This is a genomic window from Photobacterium marinum (assembly GCF_000331515.1).
GTDB lineage: Bacteria > Pseudomonadota > Gammaproteobacteria > Enterobacterales > Vibrionaceae > Photobacterium > Photobacterium marinum.
Map to the genome: position 1 here is coordinate 1 of NZ_AMZO01000075.1, position 546 is coordinate 546.

At 55.5% G+C, this 546-nt stretch carries 1 protein-coding gene; it reads right to left on the bottom strand.

Going from position 1 to position 546, the window contains the following annotated elements; genetic code table 11:
• Nucleotides 1–546 (bottom strand): ABC transporter ATP-binding protein (locus C942_RS24185; RefSeq protein WP_036801891.1); only part of this gene is annotated, 546 nt, incomplete at both ends.

The following is a 546-nucleotide window of genomic DNA, read 5'->3' on the forward strand; positions in this document are numbered from 1 at the left end:
GTAGCTGCCATAACTGTTTGTACTGTTTGCCATGTTCCAGCAGCTGTTGATGGCTGCCCTGTTCGATGATACTGCCCTGATGAAGCACGATGATCCGATCGCAGTCCCGGACGGTAGAGAGCCGGTGGGCAATGGTGATCACGGTGCGCCCTTTGGCTATGTCGGCCATATTGGATTGGATCAGCGCCTGGGATTCATCATCCAGCGCACTGGTGGCTTCATCGAGGATCAGCACCCTTGGATCGGAAAGCAGGGTACGGGCAATCGCCAGTCGCTGCCGTTGGCCACCGGACAGCGACTGACCGCCTTCGGCCAGTACTGTGTCATAACCCATCGGCAGTTTGAGAATGAACTCATGTGCACCGGAAAGCTTTGAGGCTTCAATGATCTCTTCCAGGCTGGCTTGTGGGCGAGACTGGGCGATGTTTTCGCTGACGGTTTTGTTGAACAGGAAATTCTCCTGTAGCACGACACCGATCTGTTGCCTGAGTTGGTGGACGCTGATTTGATTCAGCGGGATACCGTCGACGGTCACTTGCCCCTGCT